This window comes from Caldimonas sp. KR1-144 (genome assembly GCF_049446155.1).
GTDB lineage: Bacteria > Pseudomonadota > Gammaproteobacteria > Burkholderiales > Burkholderiaceae_C > Rivibacter.
Map to the genome: position 1 here is coordinate 20,145 of NZ_JBMSEE010000005.1, position 20,045 is coordinate 40,189.

At 70.5% G+C, this 20,045-nt stretch carries 22 protein-coding genes; 2 read left to right on the forward strand and 20 right to left on the reverse strand.

What is annotated here, in order from left to right; translation table 11 throughout:
- Positions 1–20 precede the first annotated feature (20 nt).
- From ACO2TI_RS12810 to ACO2TI_RS12835, 6 genes are all read right to left on the reverse strand, one after another.
- The gene (locus ACO2TI_RS12810) at positions 21–560 is read right to left on the reverse strand and encodes a flavin reductase family protein (RefSeq protein WP_423284784.1); all 540 of its coding nucleotides are present in this window, start codon (positions 558–560) and stop codon (positions 21–23) included.
- Positions 557–1,042: a MaoC family dehydratase gene (locus ACO2TI_RS12815; RefSeq protein WP_423284785.1), complete on the reverse strand. Its 486-nt coding sequence runs from the start codon at positions 1,040–1,042 to the stop codon at positions 557–559. The genes ACO2TI_RS12810 and ACO2TI_RS12815 overlap by 4 nt, the downstream gene beginning before the upstream one ends.
- Before the next feature lie 10 nt (positions 1,043–1,052).
- Positions 1,053–1,427 (reverse strand): glutaredoxin domain-containing protein, encoded by a 375-nt coding sequence (locus ACO2TI_RS12820; protein ID WP_423284786.1) that lies wholly within the window; start codon positions 1,425–1,427, stop codon positions 1,053–1,055.
- Between the two features lie 10 nt (positions 1,428–1,437).
- Entirely contained in the window at positions 1,438–3,120 is a 1,683-nt protein-coding gene (locus tag ACO2TI_RS12825) for a thioredoxin fold domain-containing protein (protein ID WP_423284787.1), read from the reverse strand.
- Positions 3,121–3,195: 75 nt separating this feature from the next.
- The gene (locus ACO2TI_RS12830; protein ID WP_423284789.1) at positions 3,196–3,975 is read right to left on the reverse strand and encodes a hypothetical protein; all 780 of its coding nucleotides are present in this window, start codon (positions 3,973–3,975) and stop codon (positions 3,196–3,198) included.
- Positions 3,976–4,050: 75 nt separating this feature from the next.
- Positions 4,051–5,370 carry a DUF4397 domain-containing protein gene (locus ACO2TI_RS12835; protein ID WP_423284790.1) on the reverse strand — a complete coding sequence of 440 codons (1,320 nt, stop codon included), beginning with the start codon at positions 5,368–5,370 and terminating at the stop codon, positions 4,051–4,053.
- 247 nt (positions 5,371–5,617) lie between these two features.
- Here ACO2TI_RS12835 and ACO2TI_RS12840 point away from each other — a divergent pair, with 247 nt between their 5' ends.
- Entirely contained in the window at positions 5,618–6,574 is a 957-nt protein-coding gene (locus ACO2TI_RS12840; RefSeq protein ID WP_423284791.1) for a CysB family HTH-type transcriptional regulator, read from the forward strand.
- A gap of 12 nt (positions 6,575–6,586) precedes the next feature.
- Here the strand turns inward: ACO2TI_RS12840 and ACO2TI_RS12845 are convergent, their stop codons facing one another.
- The 9 genes from ACO2TI_RS12845 to ACO2TI_RS12885 all read right to left on the reverse strand — a co-directional run bounded on the left by ACO2TI_RS12845 (position 6,587) and on the right by ACO2TI_RS12885 (position 14,582).
- Positions 6,587–8,050: a PQQ-dependent sugar dehydrogenase gene (locus ACO2TI_RS12845; protein WP_423284792.1), complete on the reverse strand. Its 1,464-nt coding sequence runs from the start codon at positions 8,048–8,050 to the stop codon at positions 6,587–6,589.
- 77 nt (positions 8,051–8,127) lie between these two features.
- Complete coding sequence (locus ACO2TI_RS12850) at positions 8,128–9,195, reverse strand: sulfate/molybdate ABC transporter ATP-binding protein (RefSeq protein WP_423284794.1); 1,068 nt, start codon at positions 9,193–9,195, stop codon at positions 8,128–8,130.
- Positions 9,192–10,118: a sulfate ABC transporter permease subunit CysW gene (gene cysW / locus ACO2TI_RS12855; protein ID WP_423284795.1), complete on the reverse strand. Its 927-nt coding sequence runs from the start codon at positions 10,116–10,118 to the stop codon at positions 9,192–9,194. Before cysW ends, ACO2TI_RS12850 begins: the two co-directional genes overlap by 4 nt.
- Before the next feature lie 2 nt (positions 10,119–10,120).
- The gene (cysT, locus tag ACO2TI_RS12860; RefSeq protein ID WP_423284796.1) at positions 10,121–10,957 is read right to left on the reverse strand and encodes a sulfate ABC transporter permease subunit CysT; all 837 of its coding nucleotides are present in this window, start codon (positions 10,955–10,957) and stop codon (positions 10,121–10,123) included.
- Between the two features lie 33 nt (positions 10,958–10,990).
- A complete protein-coding gene (locus ACO2TI_RS12865) occupies positions 10,991–12,007 on the reverse strand; it encodes a sulfate ABC transporter substrate-binding protein (protein WP_423284798.1) in 1,017 nt (338 codons plus the stop codon).
- A 156-nt stretch (positions 12,008–12,163) separates the two neighbouring features.
- The gene (locus ACO2TI_RS12870; RefSeq protein ID WP_423284800.1) at positions 12,164–13,174 is read right to left on the reverse strand and encodes a sulfate ABC transporter substrate-binding protein; all 1,011 of its coding nucleotides are present in this window, start codon (positions 13,172–13,174) and stop codon (positions 12,164–12,166) included.
- A 111-nt stretch (positions 13,175–13,285) separates the two neighbouring features.
- Positions 13,286–13,879: an RBBP9/YdeN family alpha/beta hydrolase gene (locus ACO2TI_RS12875; protein ID WP_423284802.1), complete on the reverse strand. Its 594-nt coding sequence runs from the start codon at positions 13,877–13,879 to the stop codon at positions 13,286–13,288.
- A gap of 10 nt (positions 13,880–13,889) precedes the next feature.
- On the reverse strand, positions 13,890–14,108 hold the full coding sequence (locus tag ACO2TI_RS12880; protein WP_423284804.1) for a TOBE domain-containing protein: 219 nt from the start codon (positions 14,106–14,108) through the stop codon (positions 13,890–13,892).
- Positions 14,109–14,216: 108 nt separating this feature from the next.
- Complete coding sequence (locus tag ACO2TI_RS12885; protein WP_423284807.1) at positions 14,217–14,582, reverse strand: thioredoxin family protein; 366 nt, start codon at positions 14,580–14,582, stop codon at positions 14,217–14,219.
- 144 nt (positions 14,583–14,726) lie between these two features.
- Between ACO2TI_RS12885 and ACO2TI_RS12890 the strand changes: the two genes are divergently transcribed.
- Positions 14,727–14,945 carry a hypothetical protein gene (locus tag ACO2TI_RS12890; RefSeq protein ID WP_423284810.1) on the forward strand — a complete coding sequence of 73 codons (219 nt, stop codon included), beginning with the start codon at positions 14,727–14,729 and terminating at the stop codon, positions 14,943–14,945.
- An 83-nt stretch (positions 14,946–15,028) separates the two neighbouring features.
- Here the strand turns inward: ACO2TI_RS12890 and ACO2TI_RS12895 are convergent, their stop codons facing one another.
- From ACO2TI_RS12895 to ACO2TI_RS12915, 5 genes are read right to left on the reverse strand one after another with little or no spacing between them, the layout of a single operon-like run.
- Positions 15,029–15,946, reverse strand: a complete 918-nt coding sequence (locus ACO2TI_RS12895; protein ID WP_423285405.1) for an ATP-binding cassette domain-containing protein — start codon at positions 15,944–15,946, stop codon at positions 15,029–15,031.
- Positions 15,947–15,983: 37 nt separating this feature from the next.
- Positions 15,984–16,772 carry an aliphatic sulfonate ABC transporter permease SsuC gene (gene ssuC, locus ACO2TI_RS12900; RefSeq protein ID WP_423284812.1) on the reverse strand — a complete coding sequence of 263 codons (789 nt, stop codon included), beginning with the start codon at positions 16,770–16,772 and terminating at the stop codon, positions 15,984–15,986.
- The gene (gene ssuD / locus ACO2TI_RS12905; RefSeq protein ID WP_423284813.1) at positions 16,772–17,971 is read right to left on the reverse strand and encodes an FMNH2-dependent alkanesulfonate monooxygenase; all 1,200 of its coding nucleotides are present in this window, start codon (positions 17,969–17,971) and stop codon (positions 16,772–16,774) included. Before ssuD ends, ssuC begins: the two co-directional genes overlap by 1 nt.
- A 10-nt stretch (positions 17,972–17,981) precedes the next feature.
- Positions 17,982–18,968, reverse strand: a complete 987-nt coding sequence (locus ACO2TI_RS12910) for a sulfonate ABC transporter substrate-binding protein (RefSeq protein ID WP_423284814.1) — start codon at positions 18,966–18,968, stop codon at positions 17,982–17,984.
- Positions 18,965–19,957 (reverse strand): sulfonate ABC transporter substrate-binding protein, encoded by a 993-nt coding sequence (locus ACO2TI_RS12915; protein ID WP_423284815.1) that lies wholly within the window; start codon positions 19,955–19,957, stop codon positions 18,965–18,967. The genes ACO2TI_RS12910 and ACO2TI_RS12915 overlap by 4 nt, the downstream gene beginning before the upstream one ends.
- Positions 19,958–20,045 lie beyond the last annotated feature (88 nt).

Consider the following 20,045-nt stretch of genomic DNA (forward strand, 5'->3'; position numbering starts at 1 on the left):
CCGGCCTTAAGGGCCGGCCGTCATCTGTGACCGAAGGTGTCCGCCGAGGTCAAGGGCAGCTCGGTGAAGTAGCGCCCGCCGTGGAAGATCAGCGGCGTCGCGTCGGCGTCGACGCGGCAGCGCTCGACCTCGCCGACGAAGATGACGTGGTCGCCTTCGACGTACTGGCTGCGGTTGAAGCACTCGAACACCGCGGCCGCGCCGTCGATCAGCGGCACGTCGTGCTCGCCGGCGTGCCAGGGCACGCCCTCGAAGCGGTCGACCACGGCCTTGCTGGCAAAGCGCTCGGCCAGCGCGTGCTGCCCGGCCGCGAGGATGTGCACCGCGTAGTGCGAGCCGCGCGAGAACGCCGGCATCGAGCCCGCCGTGCGCGCGAGGCTCCACAGCACCAAGGGCGGCGCCAGCGAGACCGAGTTGAACGAATTGGCCGTGAGGCCGACGCAGCGCCCGTCGGCCGCGCGCGCGGTGACGATGGTCACGCCGGTCGCGAACATGCCCAAGGCGGCGCGGAACTGCGCCGGCGTGAAGCTGGGTTCGCGCGCGCGGCGCGGCGGGTTCATGCGGCGCTTCCTTCGGCCTGCGCGCCCGGCTCGCGGCGCCCGAACATGCCCCAGCCTTCCATCGTCAGCACGACCTCGTCGCGCTGGTTCAGGCCGTCCCAGCGGCTGCGCACGAGGCCCACGTGCGGGCGGCTCGCCATCGGCCGCGACTCGAGGATGTGCATGCGCACGCGCAGCGTGTCGCCCACCAGCACCGGCTTTTGCCAGCGGATGTTCTCGAGCCCGGGCGAACCGAGGCTGCTGGACTCCAGCAGGTAGGCGTCGCACATCATGCGCATCACGAGCGCGCAGCTGTGCCAGCCGCTGGCCGCGAGCGCACCGAACAGCGAGGCCTTGGCGGCCTCGTCGTCGAGGTGGAAGGGCTGCGGGTCGAACTCGCGCGCGAAGCGCACGATCTCCTCGCGCGTCAGCACGTGGCCGCCGAACTCGCGCACCTCGCCGGCGCGAAAGTCTTCCCAGTACCAGCGTTTCGTTGCGTTCATGAGCATGGCATCAGGCCGGCTGCGCGAGCAGACGCTGCAGCTCGCCGCTGTCGGCCAAGGCCGCGAGGTCGCTGGCGCCGCCGACCAGCTGGCCCTTGACGAACACCATCGGGAAGGTCGGCCAGCCGGTCCACATCTTCAGCGCATTGCGGCGTCGCCACTGGCTCAGGTAGCTGCCGAAGCCCAGGTAGTGGAAGGGCACGCCGACGCGCTCGAGCGTGCGGCGCGCACGCCGGCAATGCGGATTGCCGGCCATGCCGATCACCAGCACGGCGTTCGATGCGGCCGCGGCGCGCACGTTGTGCACGATGTCGGCGTGGAGGTCGGCGACACGCTGGCGGATCGCCGGATGGAGCTGGGTTTCGTCGAGGATGTCGCGCGGCATTGGATGCAGATCAGGTCGTCGCGGACTTGGCCGCCGGCTTGCCGCCGGCCAGTTGCCTGCCGAGCGCGCCGCAGGTGGCGCGCTGCGCGTCGCCGGCCGGCAGCGTGCCGCAGCGCTGGTCGAGCGAGGCGCGCAGGCGCTGCGTCGCGGCGCGGCGCTCGGGCGTCGTGGCCCAGCCGGCGAGCTTGGCGTTGATGCGCTCGAGCGATCGGGCATTGCGTTCGTAGAAGGCATCGCGCTGGCCGTCGAGTTCGGCATAGACGCTGGCCGCGGCCTGTTCGATGCGCTGCGCGTCCTGCGGCGCGAGGTCGACCAGCGCGGTCACGTAGTTGGCCCCCCACTGCACCCGCGTGGCCGGCCCCTTGGACTCGGCGTAGGCGCGCTCGTACCAGCGCAGCGCGGCCGCCTTGTCGCCGCGTTTCTTGGCGTTGCTGGCGAGCTGGAGCATCGAGTAGTAGGGGCTGTGCGAACGCTTGATCTCTGCTTCGAGCAGCGTGTCCGACTCATCGAGCAGGCCGGCCTTGGACAGCGCATGGCCGGCGCTGGTGATCACCGACTGGCGCTCGACGTCGCTCGTCACCTCGCGGTCCGCACGCGCGACCTGGGCGCGCACGTGCTCGAGCAGCACCGGCGACAGCGCGGCCTTGGGGTCGTCGAGCTGGGCGATCGCGATGCGCGAGATCAGCGCGCCGATGCGGTCGCCTTGCGAGAGGCGCGTGTCGGCGGTGAGGCGGTCGAGCGTGGTTGCGAAGGCGGCGGCGAGCTGCTCGCGCTCGGGCGTGCCCTTGGCGCTGAGCACCTTCACGAGCTCGGCCGCGTAGTTGGTGACGATGTCGAGGTTGTCCTGCACCTGCGCGTCGTCGGCCAGCAGCGCCAGCGCGCCGTCGCGCGCGGCGGCCGCGCTCCCCGCGTCCAGCGGCCGGCCCTTGAACTCGTCGTCGGCGCGCGCGACCAGCGCCTTCAGCCCGAGGCGCTGACCGGCCTGCGCGGCCGTCGGCGGACACTCGGCCGCGAGCCGCGCCAGCGTGTCGGCCTGCTTGCCGGGCGCGAGCAGCTGCTGCTCGTCGGTGTCCCAGCTGTAGTAGGCCAGCAGCCGCCAGTCCTCGGCGCTCAGGCGCTTGGGCTGTCGCAGCGCCTGGCCCAGCACTTCCTTGACCGGGCGCGCCTGGCCCAGGCCCAGCGACAGCACCTGCAGGTACTTGCGCGCATCGACCTCGCCCGGCAGGCGCGTGAGTTCGCTGCCGTCGGGGCGGAACAGGATCATCGTCGGGTAGCCGCGCACCTTGAACTTCTCGCCCAGCTTCTGCGCGCCGGGCAGGTCGCCGTCGAGGTAGATCGGCACGAAGGCGCGGCTCTTCTCGATGAAGTCGTCGCGGTTGAAGATGGTCGCCTTGACCTGATTGCACGGCGGACACCACACCGCGCCCCAGTAGACGAAGACCGGCTTGTTGGCGCCGCGCGCCTGCGCGAACGCGCGCTCGACCTCCTCGGGCCCGGTGGCCTTGATCCAGGCGATGCCCTCGTCCTGGTGCTTGGCGATCTGCGCCACCGCACTGGGCGCGGCGGGCACGGGCGCCGAAGCGGTGGCCGCGGCCGGCGCGGCGGCGGGCTCGGGCGCGCGCGAACAGGCCGCCGCCAGCACGGCGGAAGCCACCAGGGCAAGACGCAGCGGGATCGACGAGGAGCGGGGCATGGTCACTGCGGGCGCCGACAGCGCGGCTTCGTGGGCCGCCCGCGCGGCGCAAGGGTCGATGAAGCCGCAAGTGTCTCAGGTCGGCGGATTCGATGACGCGTCGGGGTCGCCGGCCTCGCGCGCGTCGCCCACATCACCGAGCGCGGCCTGGGGCGCGTCGTCCCAGGCCGGCACGGCCGGCGCCGCGCGCGCCAGCGCCATCCACACCGCCAGCGGCAGCGTCATCGCCCGCCGTGGCGCGTCGCGCACGCGCTCGAGCCGGCCGAAGCCGCGCCCCTCGCTCGCCGGGTGGGCGACGATCACGCCGCACTCGGGCGGAATCTCATCGGGCTCGGCGATGCCGGCGGCGATCACGTAGCTGCATTCGGCCGCCAGCGCCAGGTAGGCGGCGCGCTTGGCCGGGCGCTGCAGGTCGGACAGCAGGTCGGCGCGCCGCACCTTGACCTCGTGCGCGATCGGCACGACCCAGCTCTCGACGGTGGTGTGGCGGATGGAATAGACGTCGGGGCGAACGACGACCCAGGCGCCGTCGACCGGCGCGCGCAGCGCCAGCTCGCGCCAGGCGATGCGCCCGTCGCGCTGCATCTCGGCGGCCACGCGCTCGGCCAGCGCCTCGTGGGCGTCGAACGCGGCGCGATTGCGGCGCAGCGCGACGGCCAGCGCCTGCAGGCCAACCGGGCTCAGGTGCAGCGTCGTGCGGCCCTGCCCATCACGCTCGGCGACGAGCAGCCCGGCGGCCAGCAGTTCGACCTCGAGCGCGTCGCCGATCGGCCAGCCGGCCGATCGGTGCATCTCGCGCAGGCGCCTGGCCCACGGGCGCGGCAGAGGCGGCACGAATGTCGGATCGACGCTCATGCGGCAAGGCTAGCCGGAAAGAGAAACGGCCGCCCCGAGGGGCGGCCGTCGTTGGCGTCAAGGCCGTGGGGGGGGTCAGCGCTCCTTGCGCAGCAGGCCGGTCGAGCCAGCCGGGTTGCCGGCGAGCAGGAACACCGAGTACACGCCCTGCTCGGCGATGTCCTGGTCGGTGCGGGAGTACACCGTACTACCCAGCCCCGAATTCACCTCGATCGTGGAGTCGGCGGCTGCATCGACCTGCGTCGCGGTCGACGCGGCGCCGAAGGCCACGCCATCGGCCAGCGGATTCAGGTTCACCTGCAACGACAGGCCAGCGGTCTCGGTCGGGACGCCGTTGAACAGCCGGAACTTGGCCTTTTTCGTCGTCGTCGGCAGGCGGTTGTCGTCGCCAATCACGTAGACGGACGAGGCGCCCGGATCGCCGGCAACCATCAGCGAGTAGTCGTTGCCAGCCACGAGCGTCGCGGTCGGCGTCGTGATGGCGACGCCATTGACGGTGAAGGTGCCGGTGAGCGCGCCCGCCGTGACGTTCGCATAGCCGCCGACGGACGGCGAAGACTGCGCAGTCGCCAGCGTCGTGCCGTTGACGGCAGCACCTACGGAGCCGGTGCTGGTGACCGACGAAACCAGGCGCACGCGCGATTGCGTGTTCTTGGCCAGCGTCAGATCGCCGCCTTGCGGCATCAGGTAGCCGTGCACCAGCACGCCGCCGTTGCCGGGCGTGAGGACGACGTTGACGATGCCGGTGCTCTCCAACGTGGCGGCCGGAATGTCCAGACGCAGATCGGCGTTGTCGCCTGCCGCGGTGACGCGGATGCGGCGGTTGCCGCTGGTCACGGTGGCATACGCGCTGACCGAGCCGCCATCGAGGCTGGCGATCACGGGCGATGCGTCCGACAGCGGCGTATCGGCGTCGGTCACGTAGATGTCCAGATTGCCGGCATCGGCCGACAGGTTCAGCACGCGGATCTTGGTCTTGCCGCTGGCCGGCGAGTCGTCCTCGTTCTCCGACAGGAGCGCCGACTTGTAGGCGCCTTCGTAGCCGTAGGCGATCACGGTGTACTTGTTGCCGCCCGACACGCTGCGGCTGGTCTGCTGCAGCAGCGTCGCGTCGGCACCGGCACGCTTGACCAGGAAGTTGTAGGTGTCGGCCTTGAGCGAGAAGTAGTCGCCCACCGCGTCGCGGCCGACGCCTTCGCTGCGCACGGCCTCTTCGTCGTCCTCCTCGGAATAGAGGTCAAGTGCGGCGATGTCGTTGGTCACGTTGAGCAGACGCACGGAGGCGTCACCGCCGCCGCCGTCGCCGTCACCGCCGCCGCCGCAGGCGACCAAGGCAAACGCAACACCGGCGCCGGCCAGCGCCAGCCCGAGGCGGCGCAGCAGGGTCATGGACATGGATTCCCTTCCGAACTGAATTGGTGGCCGCCCAGGCGACCGCGGCGCGGATCATACCGGCGAGCGCCGCCCGAGCCCCACCCGGGTTTGTCACGGGCAAGTGAGCGCTCATGAAGATTCTTTGCCAGCCGCCTTTCACCTGATATGCGCCGGTTGCAGATGCATCGAACGAAGCTGTCGTTCGCGCGTGGAGGCGGCGCTCGAATAATTCGACTTCCGCATCTAGAAGCCCGCTCTTCGTCGCTCCATGAATTTCCAGCAGTTGCGCTCGGTGCGCGAGGCGGTGCGCCGCGGCTTCAACCTCACTGAGGTGGCCCATGCGCTGCACACGTCGCAGCCGGGCGTGAGCCGGCAGATCCGCGAGCTCGAGGACGAACTCGGCATCACCTTGTTCGTGCGCGCCGGCAAGCGCCTGACCGGGCTGACCGAGCCCGGGCGCGCGGTGCTGCCGATCGTCGAGCGCTTGCTCACCGAGGCCGGCAACCTGCAGCGCGCCGGCGAGGACTTCGCGCGCCACGACAGCGGCCCGCTGGCGATCGCGGCGACGCACTCGCAGGCGCGTTATGCCTTGCCGACCGCGGTGCGCGACTTCCGGCTCGCGCATCCGAACGTGCAGCTGGCGCTGCACCAGGGCTCGCCGCAGCAGGTGGCGCAGATGCTGCTCGACGGCGCCGCCGACATCGGCATCGCGACCGAGGCGCTGGCGCACTACCCCGGCCTGGTGGCGCTGCCGTGCTACAGCTGGACGCACTCGGTCATCGTGCCGCACGGCCACCCGCTGGCCCAGCAGGCCGACGCGCAGCAGCCGCTGACGCTGGCGCGCCTGGCCGAGCACCCGCTGATCACCTACGACGCCGGCTACACCGGCCGCGGCCACATCGACGAGGCCTTCGAGCGCGCCGGCATCGCGCCGCAGATCGCGCTGTCGGCGATGGACGCCGACGTGATCAAGACCTACGTCGAGCTGGGCCTGGGCGTGGGCATCGTCGCGTCGATCGCCTTCGACGGCGAGCGCGACCGCCACCTGCGCGCGATCGACGCGCGCCACCTGTTCGCGGTCAACATGACGCGCCTGGCGATCCGCCGCGGCAGCTACCTGCGCCGCTACGCCTACGACTTCATCGAGACCTTCGCGTCGCCGCTGACGCGCAGCGTCGTCGAGCAGGCGCTCACGGCGCCGGCGGTGGAAGACGACGCGCTGTGAGCCGCCCTTGCCTCACTCGGCGGCGATGCGCGTGATGCCGGAACGCGTGAGCACATAGAGCGCGCCGTCGGTGCCGACGCGCATGTCGACCGGCGCGTCGTCGAGCAGCGCGAAGGCATAGGCGTCGCCGCTGGCCGCGTCGAGCCGCGCGACGAAGCTCGCGCCGAAGTCGGCGAAGAAGTAGCTGCCGCGGTAGGCGGCCGGGAACGGCCCGTCGTCCGGGTAGAACGCGCCGCCGGCGATCGCGATGCCCTCGAAGAAGCCGCCCGCGCCGCTGCCGTCGCCGGCATCGTGCGCATAGGCGAACAGCGGCGCGGTCACGCCGTTGGCGTCGGTCGGCCCTTCGGTGGCCGGCCAGCCGTAGTTCGCGCCCGCGGCGCCGAGGTTGATCTCCTCCCAGGCGTTGGCGCCGACATCGTTGATGTGCAGGCGGCCGGTGCCCGACTGGAACGCAAAGGTGAAGGGGTTGCGAAGGCCGTAGGCCCAGACCGCGCGCGCCAGGCCGGTCTGCGTGCCATAGAACGGGTTGTCGCTCGGGATGCTGCCGTCGTCGTTGAATCGCAGCAGCTTGCCGAGCGGGTCCGACAAGTCCTGCGCCCGCGCGCCATTGGCGTTCTCGCCGACCCCGACGTAGAGCTTGCCGTCGGGCCCGAAGTGCATGCCGCCGCCGTTGTGGTTGGTCGCCGACGACAGCGCCGGCAGGTCGACCAGCACGGTCTCGCCGCCCGCGGCGACGTCGCCGTTGGCGGTGAAGCGGCTGATGCGGTTGTGCGTGCCGCCTTCGGTGCTCGTGTAGTAGACGTAGACGTAGCCGTTGGCGGCGAACTGCGGGTGCACCGCAACGCCGATCAGGCCGCGCTCGCCGGTCGAGTCGACCGCAAGGCTCAGGAAGGGCGTCGCGAGCAAGGCCCCGTCCTTCACCATGCGCAGCGCGCCGCCTTGCTGGGCGACGAGCCAGCGGCCGTCGGGCGTCGGGGTGAACGCTGTCGCGTTGCTCAGGCCGGTGATCCAGCCGGTGTCGCGCGTGAAGCCGGCCGGCTGCGTGCGGCTGCCGCCGAACTGCACCGTCGCCTCGGACCACTCGGAGACATTGCCCGCCGCGTCGCGCGAGCGTGCGCGCACCACGTGCTGACCGGACGCATAGGCCGTCGTGTCAACGCTTGCGACATAAGGCGCTGCGGTGTCGGCCTCGCCGACCGCCTGGCCGTCGACCTGGAACTCGACCGATGCGACGCCGACGTTGTCGCTCGCATCGGCGCTGACGTTGAGCGTGCCGCTCAGCCCGCTGGCCAGCGCCGCCGGCGCGGTGAGCGTCGCGCTCGGCGCCTGCGTGTCACTGCCGCCGCCGCCACCACCGCCTCCACCGCCGCCGTCATCGCCGTCACCACCACCGCCGCCACCACAGGCGGCCAGTGCCGCTGCGGCTGCGCACGCTGCGATCCACGAGACAAGGGACGAGCTTCGCGGCGAGGACATGGCGGCCTCCTGTCTGGGCATACGCCGGCGCGGCGTGTCGCCGCGCGACGGGCAAGACGCATGCCCGTCGGGAACGCTCAGATCATCGCGGCGGGATCGGCCTGCTCGGTTTCGGCGGCGAAGCGCGTCACGCGGCGCGGCAGCAGGTGCACCGTGGCGCCCGGGCCGAGCGGGAAGCGCTCGCGCAGCAGGTGGTATTCGCTGCGCGGCAGTTCGACGTCGACATAGCTGCCGTCGTCGAGGCGCTTGAACTCGATGCGCGTGTTCGGGCCGACCGTGAGCGCCTGCGACAGCGTCACCGCGACCGAGCCCTCGGTCGGCTCGGGCAGCACCGCAAGCTCGTGCGGGCGCACGTAGCTGACCTCGTTCTCGCGCGGCGCCTCGACCCCGCCCGGCGCATGGCCGAAGCGGCCGCGAAACAGGTTCACGTCGCCGAGGAACTGCAGCACGAAGGGCGTCGCCGGCTTGTCGTAGACCTCGTCGGGCGCGCCGTCCTGCTCGATGCGGCCATGGTTCATCACGACGATGCGGTCGGCGACTTCCATCGCCTCTTCCTGGTCGTGAGTCACGAAGACGCTGGTGACGTGCATCTCGTCGTGCAGGCGGCGCAGCCAGCGGCGCAGCTCCTTGCGCACCTTGGCGTCGAGCGCGCCGAAGGGCTCGTCGAGCAGCAGCACCTTGGGCTCGACCGCGAGCGCGCGCGCGAGCGCGATGCGCTGGCGCTGGCCGCCCGAGAGCTGATGCGGGAAGCGGTCCGCCACCCAGTCGAGCTGCACCAGCTTGAGCAGCTCCATCACGCGGCGCCTGATCTCAGCCTCGTCGGGCCGCGTGGCCTTGGGCCGCACGCGCAGGCCGAAGGCCACGTTCTCGAAGATCGACATGTGGCCGAACAGCGCGTAGTGCTGGAACACGAAGCCGACCTGGCGCTCGCGCACGTCGGTGCCGGTCGCGTCTTCGCCGTGGAAGTGGACCGATCCGCTGTCGGGCACTTCGAGGCCGGCGATGATGCGCAGCAGCGTGGTCTTGCCCGAGCCCGAGGGCCCCAGCAGCGCGACCAGCTCGCCCGACGGGATGTCGAGGTTGAGGTTGTCGCAGACGACGGTGTTGCCGAAGCGCTTGTTGAGATTCCTGACCTCAATACTCATGTCGCAGGTCCTTCGCCCATCGAGGCCGAGTGCAGCTCGCGCTGCACGCGCCGCTCGACGATGAACTTGAGCACCAGCGTCACCAGCGCCAGGCCGGCCAGCAGCGAAGCCACCGCGAACGACGCGGCGAACTGGTACTCGTTGTAGAGGATCTCGATGTGCAGCGGCATCGTGTTGGTCTGGCCGCGGATGTGGCCCGAGACCACGCTGACCGCACCGAACTCGCCCATCGCGCGCGCATTGCACAGGATCACGCCGTACAGCAGCGCCCACTTGATGTTGGGCAGTGTCACGCGGCGAAAGATCTGCCAGCCGTTGGCGCCGAGCACGCGCGCGGCCTCTTCCTGTTCGGTGCCCTGCGCCTGCATCAGCGGGATCAGCTCGCGCGCGACGAACGGGAAGGTCACGAACACCGTCGCCAGCACGATGCCCGGCACCGCGAAGATCACCTTCAGGTCATGGTCGCGCAGCCATTCGCCCAGCCAGCCCTGCAGGCCGAACACCAGCACGTAGATCAGGCCCGAGATCACCGGGCTCACCGAGAACGGCAGGTCGATCAGCGTGAGCAGCAGGTTCTTGCCGCGGAAGTCGAACTTGGCGACGCACCACGCGGCCGCGATGCCGAACACCAGGTTCAGCGGCACCGCGATCAGCGCGGTGATCAGCGTCAGCTTGATCGCCGACAGCGCATCGGGCTCGGTGATCGCGGCAAGGTAGACGTCGAAGCCCTTCTTCAGCGCCTCGTAGAACACCGATACCAGCGGCACGAAGAGAAACAGCGTCAGGAACGCGAGTGCGACGGTGATCAGCGTCACGCGCACCCAGCGCGGCTCGGTCGTCGCTTCCTGGACGAGCCGCGGCTTCACGCCTTCTGCCGCGTGGCGGGAGAGGGTGGGGACGAGGGTCGCAGCAGGCGCACTCATGCTCAATGCCCCCCGCTGCGTCGCCGCGACCAGGCCTGCAGCGCATTGATCGCCAGCAGCATCGCGAAGCTCGCGACCAGCATCACGACCGCGATCGCGGTCGCGCCGGCGTAGTCGTACTGCTCGAGCTTGGTGATGATGAGCAGCGGCGTGATCTCGGAAACCATCGGCATGTTGCCGGCGATGAAGATCACCGAGCCGTATTCGCCCAGTGCGCGCGCGAACGCGAGCGCGAAGCCGGTCAGCAGGGCCGGCGTGAGGATCGGAAAGATCACGTGGCGAAAGGTCTGCCAGCGCGAGGCGCCGAGCGTCGCCGCGGCTTCTTCCAGCTCCTTGCTCAGGTCTTCGAGCACCGGCTGCAGCGTGCGCACGACGAAGGGCAGGCCGATGAAGGTCAGCGCGACGAACACACCCAGCGGCGTGAAGCTCACCTTGAACGGCAGCATCTGGCCGATCCAGCCGTTGTGCGAGTACAGCGCCGTCAGCGCGATGCCGGCCACCGCGGTCGGCAGCGCGAACGGCAGGTCGACCAGGGCGTCGACGAAGCGCTTGCCGAAGAACTCGTAGCGCACCAGCACCCAGGCGATCACCAACCCGAACGCCGCATTGAGCAGCGCCGCCGCCAACGAGGCGCCGAAGGTCAGCCGGTAGCTGGCCATCACGCGCTCGGCGGTCACCGTGTCCCAGAACGCGGACCAGGTCAGCGTGGCCGTCTTGAGAAACGCCGCCGACAGCGGCACGAGCACGATCAGGCCCAGGTACAGCAGTGTGAAGCCGAGGGCGAGGTCGAAGCCCGGCAGCACGCTGTGGCGCTTGAGCAGGGTGCGGGAGAACAGCATGGCGGCGCCGTCGTCAGAACAGGAAGACGCGGATCACTTCTTGCCGGCCGCGAGGATCTGGTCGTAGATCGCGCCGTCGTCGAAGTGCTCCTTCTGCGCCTGCGTCCAGCCGCCGAAGACCTCGTCGATCGTGAAGGTGTTGACCTTGGGGAAGTCCTTCGCGTACTTGGCGAGGATGGTGGCCGAGCGCGGCCGCAGCTGGTGCTTGGCGGCGATCTCCTGCGCCTCGTCGGTGTAGAGGAACTTCAGGTAGGCCTCGGCCTGCTTGCGCGTGCCCTTCTTGTCGACCACCTTGTCGATCACCGCGACCGGGTTCTCGGCCAGGATCGTGCTCTTGGGGTAGACCACGTCGAAGTTGTCGCCGAACTCCTGCTTGATCAGGTTGATCTCGGACTCGAACGTGGCCAGCGCGTCGCCGATGCCGCGCTGGGCGAACGTGGTGGTCGCCGCGCGGCCGCCGCCGTCGAACACCGGCACGTTGGCGAAGATCTTGGTCACCAGCTCGCGCGCCTGCGCGGGCGTGCCGCCGGCCTTGATGACCGAGCCCCAGGCGGCCACGTAGCTGTAGCGTCCGTTGCCGGTGATCTTGGGGTTGGGGATCACGACGCTGACGCCGGGCTTGGCGAGGTCGGCCCAGTCGGCGATCTTCTTCGGATTGCCCTTGCGCACCAGGATCACCGTGACCGAGGTGGTCGGCGCGCTGTTGTTGGGCAGGCGCTTGGCCCAGTCCTGCGGGATCAGCTTGCCGCGCGTGGCGATGGCGTCGATGTCGCTCGACTGGTTCATCGTCACCACGTCGGCCTCGAGGCCGTCGATCACCGCGCGCGCCTGCTTGCTCGATCCGCCGTGCGACTGGTTGACCGTCACGTCCTCGCCGGAGGCCTGCTTCCACTGCTTCTGGAACGCCGGGTTGATCTCCTTGTAGAGCTCACGCGCGACGTCGTAGCTGACGTTGAGCAGCGTCGGCCCGGCGGCCTGGGCCCAGCCGGCGGCGGCCAGCAGGGCGGCGGCGATCAGCGAACGGCGCGAGAGGGTCGAAACAGGCTTCATGACAGACAGGCTGGGATCGGAGCGGCGATCGTAGGAAGCCCGCCTTCAAAAACGAACGATTGAATCCGCTGATCTTTATGCGAAAAAGAAGGAAGCCGCGGAGCTCGGCCCGGCTCCGCGACACAAGATGTGAGCGCGCGCTCTTGCGCTAATGTCCTATTTCTTCGTGTAGATCTGGTCGAACACGCCGCCGTCGGCGAAGTGCGTCTTCTGCGCCTTGCTCCAGCCGCCGAACACCTGGTCGATGGTGAACAGGTTCAGCTTGGGAAACTGCTTCTCGTACTTCGCGGCGACCTTGGCGTCGATCGGCCGGTAGTAGTTCTGACCGGCGAGGTCCTGGCCTTCGGGCGAGTAGAGGTACTCGAGGTAGGCCTGCGCCACCGCGCGTGTGCCCTTCTTGTCGACCACCTTGTCGACCAGCGCGACCGGCGGCTCGGCAAGGATGCTCAAGGAGGGCGCGACGATGTCGAACTTGTCCGGCCCAAGCTCCTTGAGCGCCAGCAGCGCCTCGTTCTCCCACGCCAGCAGCACGTCGCCGATGCCGCGCTCGACGAAGGTGGTGGTCGCGCCGCGCGCGCCGGAGTCGAGCACCGGCACGTTCTTGAACAGCTGGCCGACAAAGGCCTGCGCCTGCTGCTCGGAGCCGGTCTTCTTGAGCGCATAGCCCCAGGCCGCGAGGTAGTTCCAGCGCGCGCCGCCCGAGGTCTTGGGGTTGGGCGTGATCACCGCGACGCCCGGCTTGACGAGGTCGTCCCAGTCCTTGATGCCCTTCGGGTTGCCCTTGCGCACCAGGAACACGATGGTCGAGGTGTAGGGCGCACTGTTGTGCTGCAGGCGCTTTTGCCAGTCGGCCGGCAGAAGCTTGGCGCGCTGGGAGATCTCGTCGACGTCGTAGGCCAGCGCCAGCGTCACCACGTCGGCATCGAGCCCGTCGATCACCGATCGCGCCTGCTTGCCCGAGCCGCCATGGCTGGTCTTGACGACCACGTCGTCGCCGGTCTTGGCCTTCCACTGCTTGGCGAAGGCCTTGTTGACATCCTGGTAGAGCTCGCGCGTCGGGTCGTAGCTCACGTTGAGGAGCGTGATCTCCTTGGCCTGCGCCACCGCGGCGCCGGCCAGCAGGGCGAGCGCGACGACGGTGCGGCCAGTCGGTTTCCAGAAGCTCATGCGGTTTCCTGTACGGGGACGTTGGAGGTTCGCCGGCATCGTAGGAAGGCGCCCCCAGCGGCGAAACGAATGAATGTGCTCTTGCTCATGCGCAAACCGAGCAAGCGGGCGTCAGGCCGCGAACGACCACTCGGCCAGCGGTGCGTGGCGCGGGCGCTCGGCGCGGCGCAGCCGCTGCGCATGTGCGAGCACCCAGCGCCGCGCCAGCGGCAGCGGGCCGAAGCCGGCCTCGGCGTTGATGTGCCCGGCGTCGCCGAGATTGAGGCCATGCGCGCCCCAGCGGCGCGTCCAGACGCGCGCGGTAGCCGCGCTCATCCACGGGTCGGTATCGCTGGCGATCACGGTCGCCGGCACCGGCAGCCGGTGCGACAGCCGCGCCTCGTCGATGTTGAAGCGGCGCGGATCGGCGGGCGCCACCAGCAGCGCCGCCGCGACGCCGGGTTCGCGTCCGGCATCGGCCAGCCAGCGCGCCAGCGCCAGGCAGCCGAAGCTGTGCGCCACCGCGATCCACGGCCCCGGCCCGTGCGCGCGCAGCGTCTCGCCGAGGCGCCGCGCCCAGCGCTCGAGATCGCCCGCGGACCAGTCGTCCTGGCGCACGCGCACGCTGCCGCGGTGCAGCGACTCGAGCCAGCTCTGCCAGTGCGCCGGCCCGCTGTCGTGCAGGCCCGGAACGATCAGCAGCCGCGGTTCATGACGAAGCGCCATCGCACCGGCCTCACAGCGCGGCGATCGACACCTCGGTCGACTTGATCAGCGCGATCACCTCGCGCCCCGGCGCGAGGCCGAGCTCCTTGACCGAGCGCGTCGTGATCACCGAGGTGACGACCAGGCCGTTGGGCGTCTCGACGTCGACCTCGGAGACGACCGGTCCCTCGATGATCTCGCGGACCTTGCCGCGGAACTGGTTGCGAACGTTGATGGCGGTGATGCTCATGGCGGGCTCTGCACGAATGAAGGAAGCCTTCACCTTATGAGCCGCGCCCGCGCGCGCCAACGAATCATTGCGGCGCTCGTTATCCGCGCGCCGCATGAGGCGCCCTGTTCAGGCCACCACCTCGCCCACCGCCCGCACCGCGGCCACCAGCCCTCCAGGCACCGGTACGCCACTGCGCAGATCGGCCGCGCGTGCGGCGTCGAGCGTGCGCGCGATCGTGCCTGCGTGCGGCAGCACCACGCCGAAGAAGCGCGCCGCATCGCCGTGCGCGATCAGCAGGGTCGGAAAGTTCTCGATGTCGAGTTCCTCGCCGAGCGCGTCGGCGTGATCCTCGATGTCGACCCAGACGAAGCGCGCGTCCGGGTGGTGCTTCGCGACCGCCTCGAACACGACGCGGTACTCGTTGCAGGTGCCGCACCACGCGGCGCATAGGCAGGCGACGAGCCAGTCGCTGCGGTGGGGATCGAACTGCATGGCCGAAGTGTGCCGTGCGGGTCACATCCGACGCTCACGCCGGGCTATCGGGCAGGACGCGCCGGCGGCGATCGCAAGGGAGGCGACCGCTCGGGTCAAGACGAACCTGCGTTGCGCTGGCCATCCTCGCGCGAGGGAGGAACCATGAACCAGGACTTGAAGTTCGCGCTGATGGCCGCCGGCGCGGTCGGCGCCTTTGCGCTGCTGTCGGCGCTGCCGGAAGCCGACGCGACAGCCGTCGCGCAGGCGCAGCCGCGCGACCCGGCGGCCTCGTCATGGCCCGACACGGGGCCACCGCATGGCGAGGACCGGCGCGACGCGGGCGGTCGGCGCGAGCTCTGGCTTCAGCGCAACGAGCCTTAGCCCTCGGCGCGACAAGGGGCCCACAAGCTGCCTCCAACGCCTTCTCCTGCGAGGCGAAGGAACGCGCCGCCGTTCACCTTCCGCTAGATCGCCACCCGCCACAACCACGACCAGCCCGGCTTCGGCGCCGCGGGCTCGGCCGCCGGCTGGCGCAGCACGCGCTGCAGCACTCGCTCCTCGAGCGCGGCGGCGCCCGACGATGCGCGATGGCGCGGGCGCTCGAGCGCGATGCGCTCGTCCATCGCCAGCGCGCCGTCCTCGATCAGCAGCACCCGGTCGGCCAGCGCGACCGCTTCGCCGACGTCGTGCGTGACCAGCAGCGCCGTGAAGCCGTGCTGGCGCCACAGCCGCTCGATCAGCCGGTGCATCTCGATGCGCGTGAGCGCGTCCAGCGCGCCGAGCGGCTCGTCGAGCAGCAGCAGGCGCGGCGCGTGCACCAGCGCGCGCGCGAGCGCGACACGCTGGCGCTGGCCGCCGGAGAGCACCGCGGGCCAGTCGTTCGCGCGCTCGGCAAGGCCCACTTGCGCGAGCGCGTCGAGCGAGCGCTCGCGCGCATCGGCACCCTCGAGGCCGAGCGCGACGTTGTCGAGCACGCGCTTCCACGGCAGCAGACGCGGGTCCTGGAACATCACGCGCGTCGCCTCCTTGCGTGCCGCAGCGGGCTGGCCGTCGAGGCGGATCGATCCGGCGCTCGCCGCGTCGAGGCCGGCCAGCAGGCGCAGCAGCGTGCTCTTGCCGCAGCCGCTACGTCCGACGATCGCGACGAACTCGCCGGGCGCGACGGCCAGGTCGATGCCGCGCAGCACCTCGCGCTCGCCGAAGCGCTTGCCCACGCCGTCGAGCTGCAGGGCCACGCCGCGCGGCGCCGGCGGCTGCACCAGCTGCGGCCGCGGATGCGCGGCGCGATCGGCGCCGCGCCAGGCGTCGTCGGCCTCGTGCAGCACCGCGCGCTCCGACGACGCGGCCCAGAACTCGCTGACTTCCAGCTGCAGCGGATGCATCACGCTCGATTCCGTTCGCTTGATCACACGTTCACCTTCACGCGGCGGCCTGGTAGCCCGGATGCCAGCGCAGCCACCAGCGCTCCAGCGCCTTGGAGCTCACGTCGGCCAGCTTGCCGAGCAGCGCGTAGAGCAGGATGCCGACCAGCACGACGTCGGTTTGCAGGAACTCGCGCGCGTTCATCGTCAGGTAGCCGATGCCGGCCTGCGCCGAGATCGTCTCGGCGACGATCAACAGCACCCACATCAGCCCCAGCGCGAAGCGCAGGCCGACCAGGATGCCGGGCAGCGCGCCGGGCAGGATCACGTGGCGATAGAGCGCGAAGCCGGACAGGCCGTAGCTCTTGGCCATCTCGATCAGCCCCGGGTCCACCGAGCGGATGCCGTGGAAGGTGTTGAGGTAGACCGGAAAGAACACGCCGAACGCGACGAGAAACAGCTTCGCGCCCTCGTCGATGCCGAACCACAGGATGACCAGCGGGATCAGCGCCAGCGGCGGGATGTTGCGCACCATCTGCAGCGTCGAGTCGAGCGCGGTCTCGGCGGGCCGGAAGCTGCCGTTGACCAGGCCGAACACGAGGCCCAGGCCGCCGCCGAGGGCCAGGCCGGTGAACGCGCGCACGGTGCTGACGAGCACGTGCTGGGCCATCTCGCCGGACAGCGCGAGCTGCCAGAACGCCGTGACCACCGCCCACGGTTCGGGCAGCACGCGCGTGGAGAGCCAGCCCCAGCGGGAGGCCGCTTCCCACAGCGCGACGAGCGCGATCGGCAGCAACCACGGCAACACACGGCTCGCAGCGGCGCCTCGAAGCGAAGGGGTAGCCATCAGCTCGCCGCCTCCTTGAGCTGCGCCGGCTTCGCGCCGGGCGGCACGATGCCGTTGGCGATCACCTCGCCGAACGGGCCGCTGAGCACCGGCGCGCTCGGCTGGCGGCTCGCGTCGCGTTGCACGTCGAGCAGCGGGAACAGCAGCTCGGCGACGCGATGCGCCTCCTCGAGGTGCGGATAGCCCGAGAAGATGAAGTGCTCAATGCCCAGCGCTTCGTATTCGCGGATGCGCTGGGCCACCTGTTCGGCGCTGCCGACCAGCGCGGTGCCGGCGCCGCCGCGCACCAGGCCGACGCCGGCCCACAGGTTGGGCGCGATCTCGAGGCCGCGGCGCACGTCGCGCTTGTCGAAGCGGCCGCGGTGCAGTTCGGCCATGCGGCGCTGGCCCACCGAATCCATCTGCGCGAAGCGCGCCTGCGCGGCGGCGACGGTGTCCTCGTCGAGGTGCTTGACGAGGTCGGCCGCCGCGGCCCAGGCCTCTTCCTCGGTCTCGCGCACGATCACGTGCAGGCGGATGCCGTAGCTCAGCGTGCGGCCGCGTGCCGCCGCGCGGCGCTTCACGTCCGCGATCTTGCCGGCCACCGCGGCCGGCGGCTCGCCCCAGCTGAGGTAGGTGTCGAACTGCTCGGCCGCAAGCTGGTGCGCCGCGTCCGACGAGCCGCCGAAATACAGCGGCGGATAGGGCTTCTGCAGCGGCGGGAACAGCAGCTTCGCGGCCTTGACCTGCAGGTGCTCGCCGTCGAAGTCGAAGCCCTGCGCCTCATGGCTGCGCGCGAGGATCTCACGCCAGATCGTCATGAACTCGCTCGACTGTTCGTAGCGCTGCGCATGGTCGAGGAACTGGCCGTCGCCGGCCAGCTCGTCGGCATCGCCGCCGGTAACCAGGTTGATCAGCACGCGCCCGCCCGACAGGCGATCGAGCGTCGCCGTCATGCGCGCGGCCAGCGCCGGCGTCACCAGGCCGGGGCGCAGCGCGACGAGGAACTTGAGCCGGCTCGTCGCGCCGACCAGCGTCGAGGCGACGATCCACGGGTCCTCGCACGAGCGCCCGGTGGGGATCAGCACGCCTTCGTAGCCGTGGCTGTCGGCGGCGATCGCGATCTGGCGGAAGTAGTCGGCGGTCGCGGCGCGCGCGCCGAGCGTGGTGCCGAGGTGGCGCGAATCGCCGTGGGTGGGGATGAACCAGTAGGGCTTCATGATCAGGGTCTCACTTCGCGATCGATGCGGTCGACACGGGCGGCTGCCAGACGATCTCGGCGACCTTCACGCTGCGCGGGATCAGGCCGAGCTGCGTGAACGCGTCGGCCACACGCTGCTGGTCGGCCACGATGGCCGGCGTCAGCGGCTTCACCGGCGAGGGCGGGCGCCGCTCGATGAAGCGGTGCACCGTCGCGAGGCCGAGGCCGCTGAAGTCGCTGACCAGTTGGGCCGCTTCCTTGCGATGGCTTTGCACGTAGGCATCGGCGCGCGTCAGCTCCTCGAGCAGCGCCGCCACGGCCTGCGGGTGATCGCGCGTGAACGCGGTCGACGCCAGATAGAACGAGTTGTTGCCTGACAGGCCCTCGCCGTTGGCCAGCACGCGCGGCGCGATGTCGACCTCGGTCGCCGCGAAGTACGGATCCCAAATCGCCCAGGCGTCGACGCTGCCGCGCTCGAAGGCCGCGCGCGCCTCGGCCGGCGTGAGGTAGACCGGCGTGATGTCGCTCCATTGCAGGCCGGCCGTGGCGACCGCGCGCACCAGCAGGTAGTGCGAGCTCGAGCCCTTTTGCAGCGCGATCTTGCGGCCCTTCAGGTCGGCCAGCGCGCGCAGCGGCGAATCGGGCTTGACCAGGAGGCCCGAGCTGCGCGGCTTCGACGGCTCGGCGCCGACGTAGTGCAGTTGCTTGCCGGCGGCCTGCGCGAACACCGGCGGCGAGTCGCCGGTGAGCCCGAACTCGAGGCTGCCGACCGACAAGGCCTCGAGCAGCTGCGGCCCGGCCGGGAACTCGATCCACTGCACCCGCGTGTTCGGGAAGCGCTTCTCGAGCGCGGCCTGCTGCTTGAGGATCACCAGGTTGACCGCGCTCTTCTGGAAGCCGATGCGCAGCTGCGCGGGATCGGCGGCCCACGCGTGACGCGCAGGCAGCGCGGCGAGGCCCCAGGCGGCGGCCGCGATCAGCAGCACCCGGCGTCGGCGATGCGTGAAGCGATTCACTTGCCGGCCTCCGCCACCACCGCCGGCGCGCCGACGACCGCATCGGCCACGCGCACCGGCCGGGGAATCAGCTTGAGCGCATGGAAGGCATCGGCGATCTTCTGCTGCTCGGCCACCACCGCCGGCGTCAGCGGCGCCACCTGGTAGTTGAAGCGGCGCAGGTTGGCCTCCACCACGTCGACGTCGAGCCCCTGCAGCGGCGCGATCAGCGCGGCGGCCTGCTTGATGTTGGCCTTGAGCCAGCGGCCGCGCTCGACGCTGTCGTCGAACAGCGCGCGGATCACTTGCGGATGCTTCTCGGCGAAGCCGCGCTCGGCCAGGTAGTAGGCGTAGTTGTTGACGACGCCGCGGCCGTCGGCGAGCACGCGGGCATCGAGCTGCTTCTCGGCCGCGGCGAGGAACGGATCCCAGATCACCCAGGCATCGACCGCGCCCTTCTCGAACGCGGCCCGCGCATCGGCCGGCGGCAGGAACACCGGCTGGATGTCGCCGTAGGCCAGGCCGTGCTTCTCGAGCAGCTTGACGAGCAGGTAGTGGACGTTCGAGCCCTTGTTGAGTGCGATCTTCTTGCCCTTGAGGTCGGCCACGCCCTTCAGCGGCGAGTCCTTGGGAACGACCAGCGCCTCGGCCTCGGGCGACGCCGGGTCGAAGCCGATGTAGACGAACTTCGCACCGGCGGCCTGGGCAAAGATCGGCGGCGCCTCGCCGACATAGCCGACGTCGACCGAACCGACGTTCAGGCCCTCGAGCAGCTGCGGTCCGGCCGGAAACTCGACCCACTTGACGCTCACGCCCAGCGCCGCGAGCTTGCGCTCGAGCGTGCCCTGGCCTTTTTGCAGCGTCAGCAGGCTGGCCGATTTCTGGAAGCCGACGCGCAGCGTCGGCGCGCCTTGCGCCCGGCCGAGCTCGGCCAGGCCGACGAAGGCCAGCGCGATGAGAAGCCGCGCGATCCAGCTGCGGCGCGAGGGAGGTGTGAAATCAATGCTCATGGTCTTGTCCTTGGCCGGTGCGCCGAAGGGAAAGGCATGCGGCCGGCTGCCCCACCAGCGCGTGGTGGCCGCATGAACCCCTGTGGGG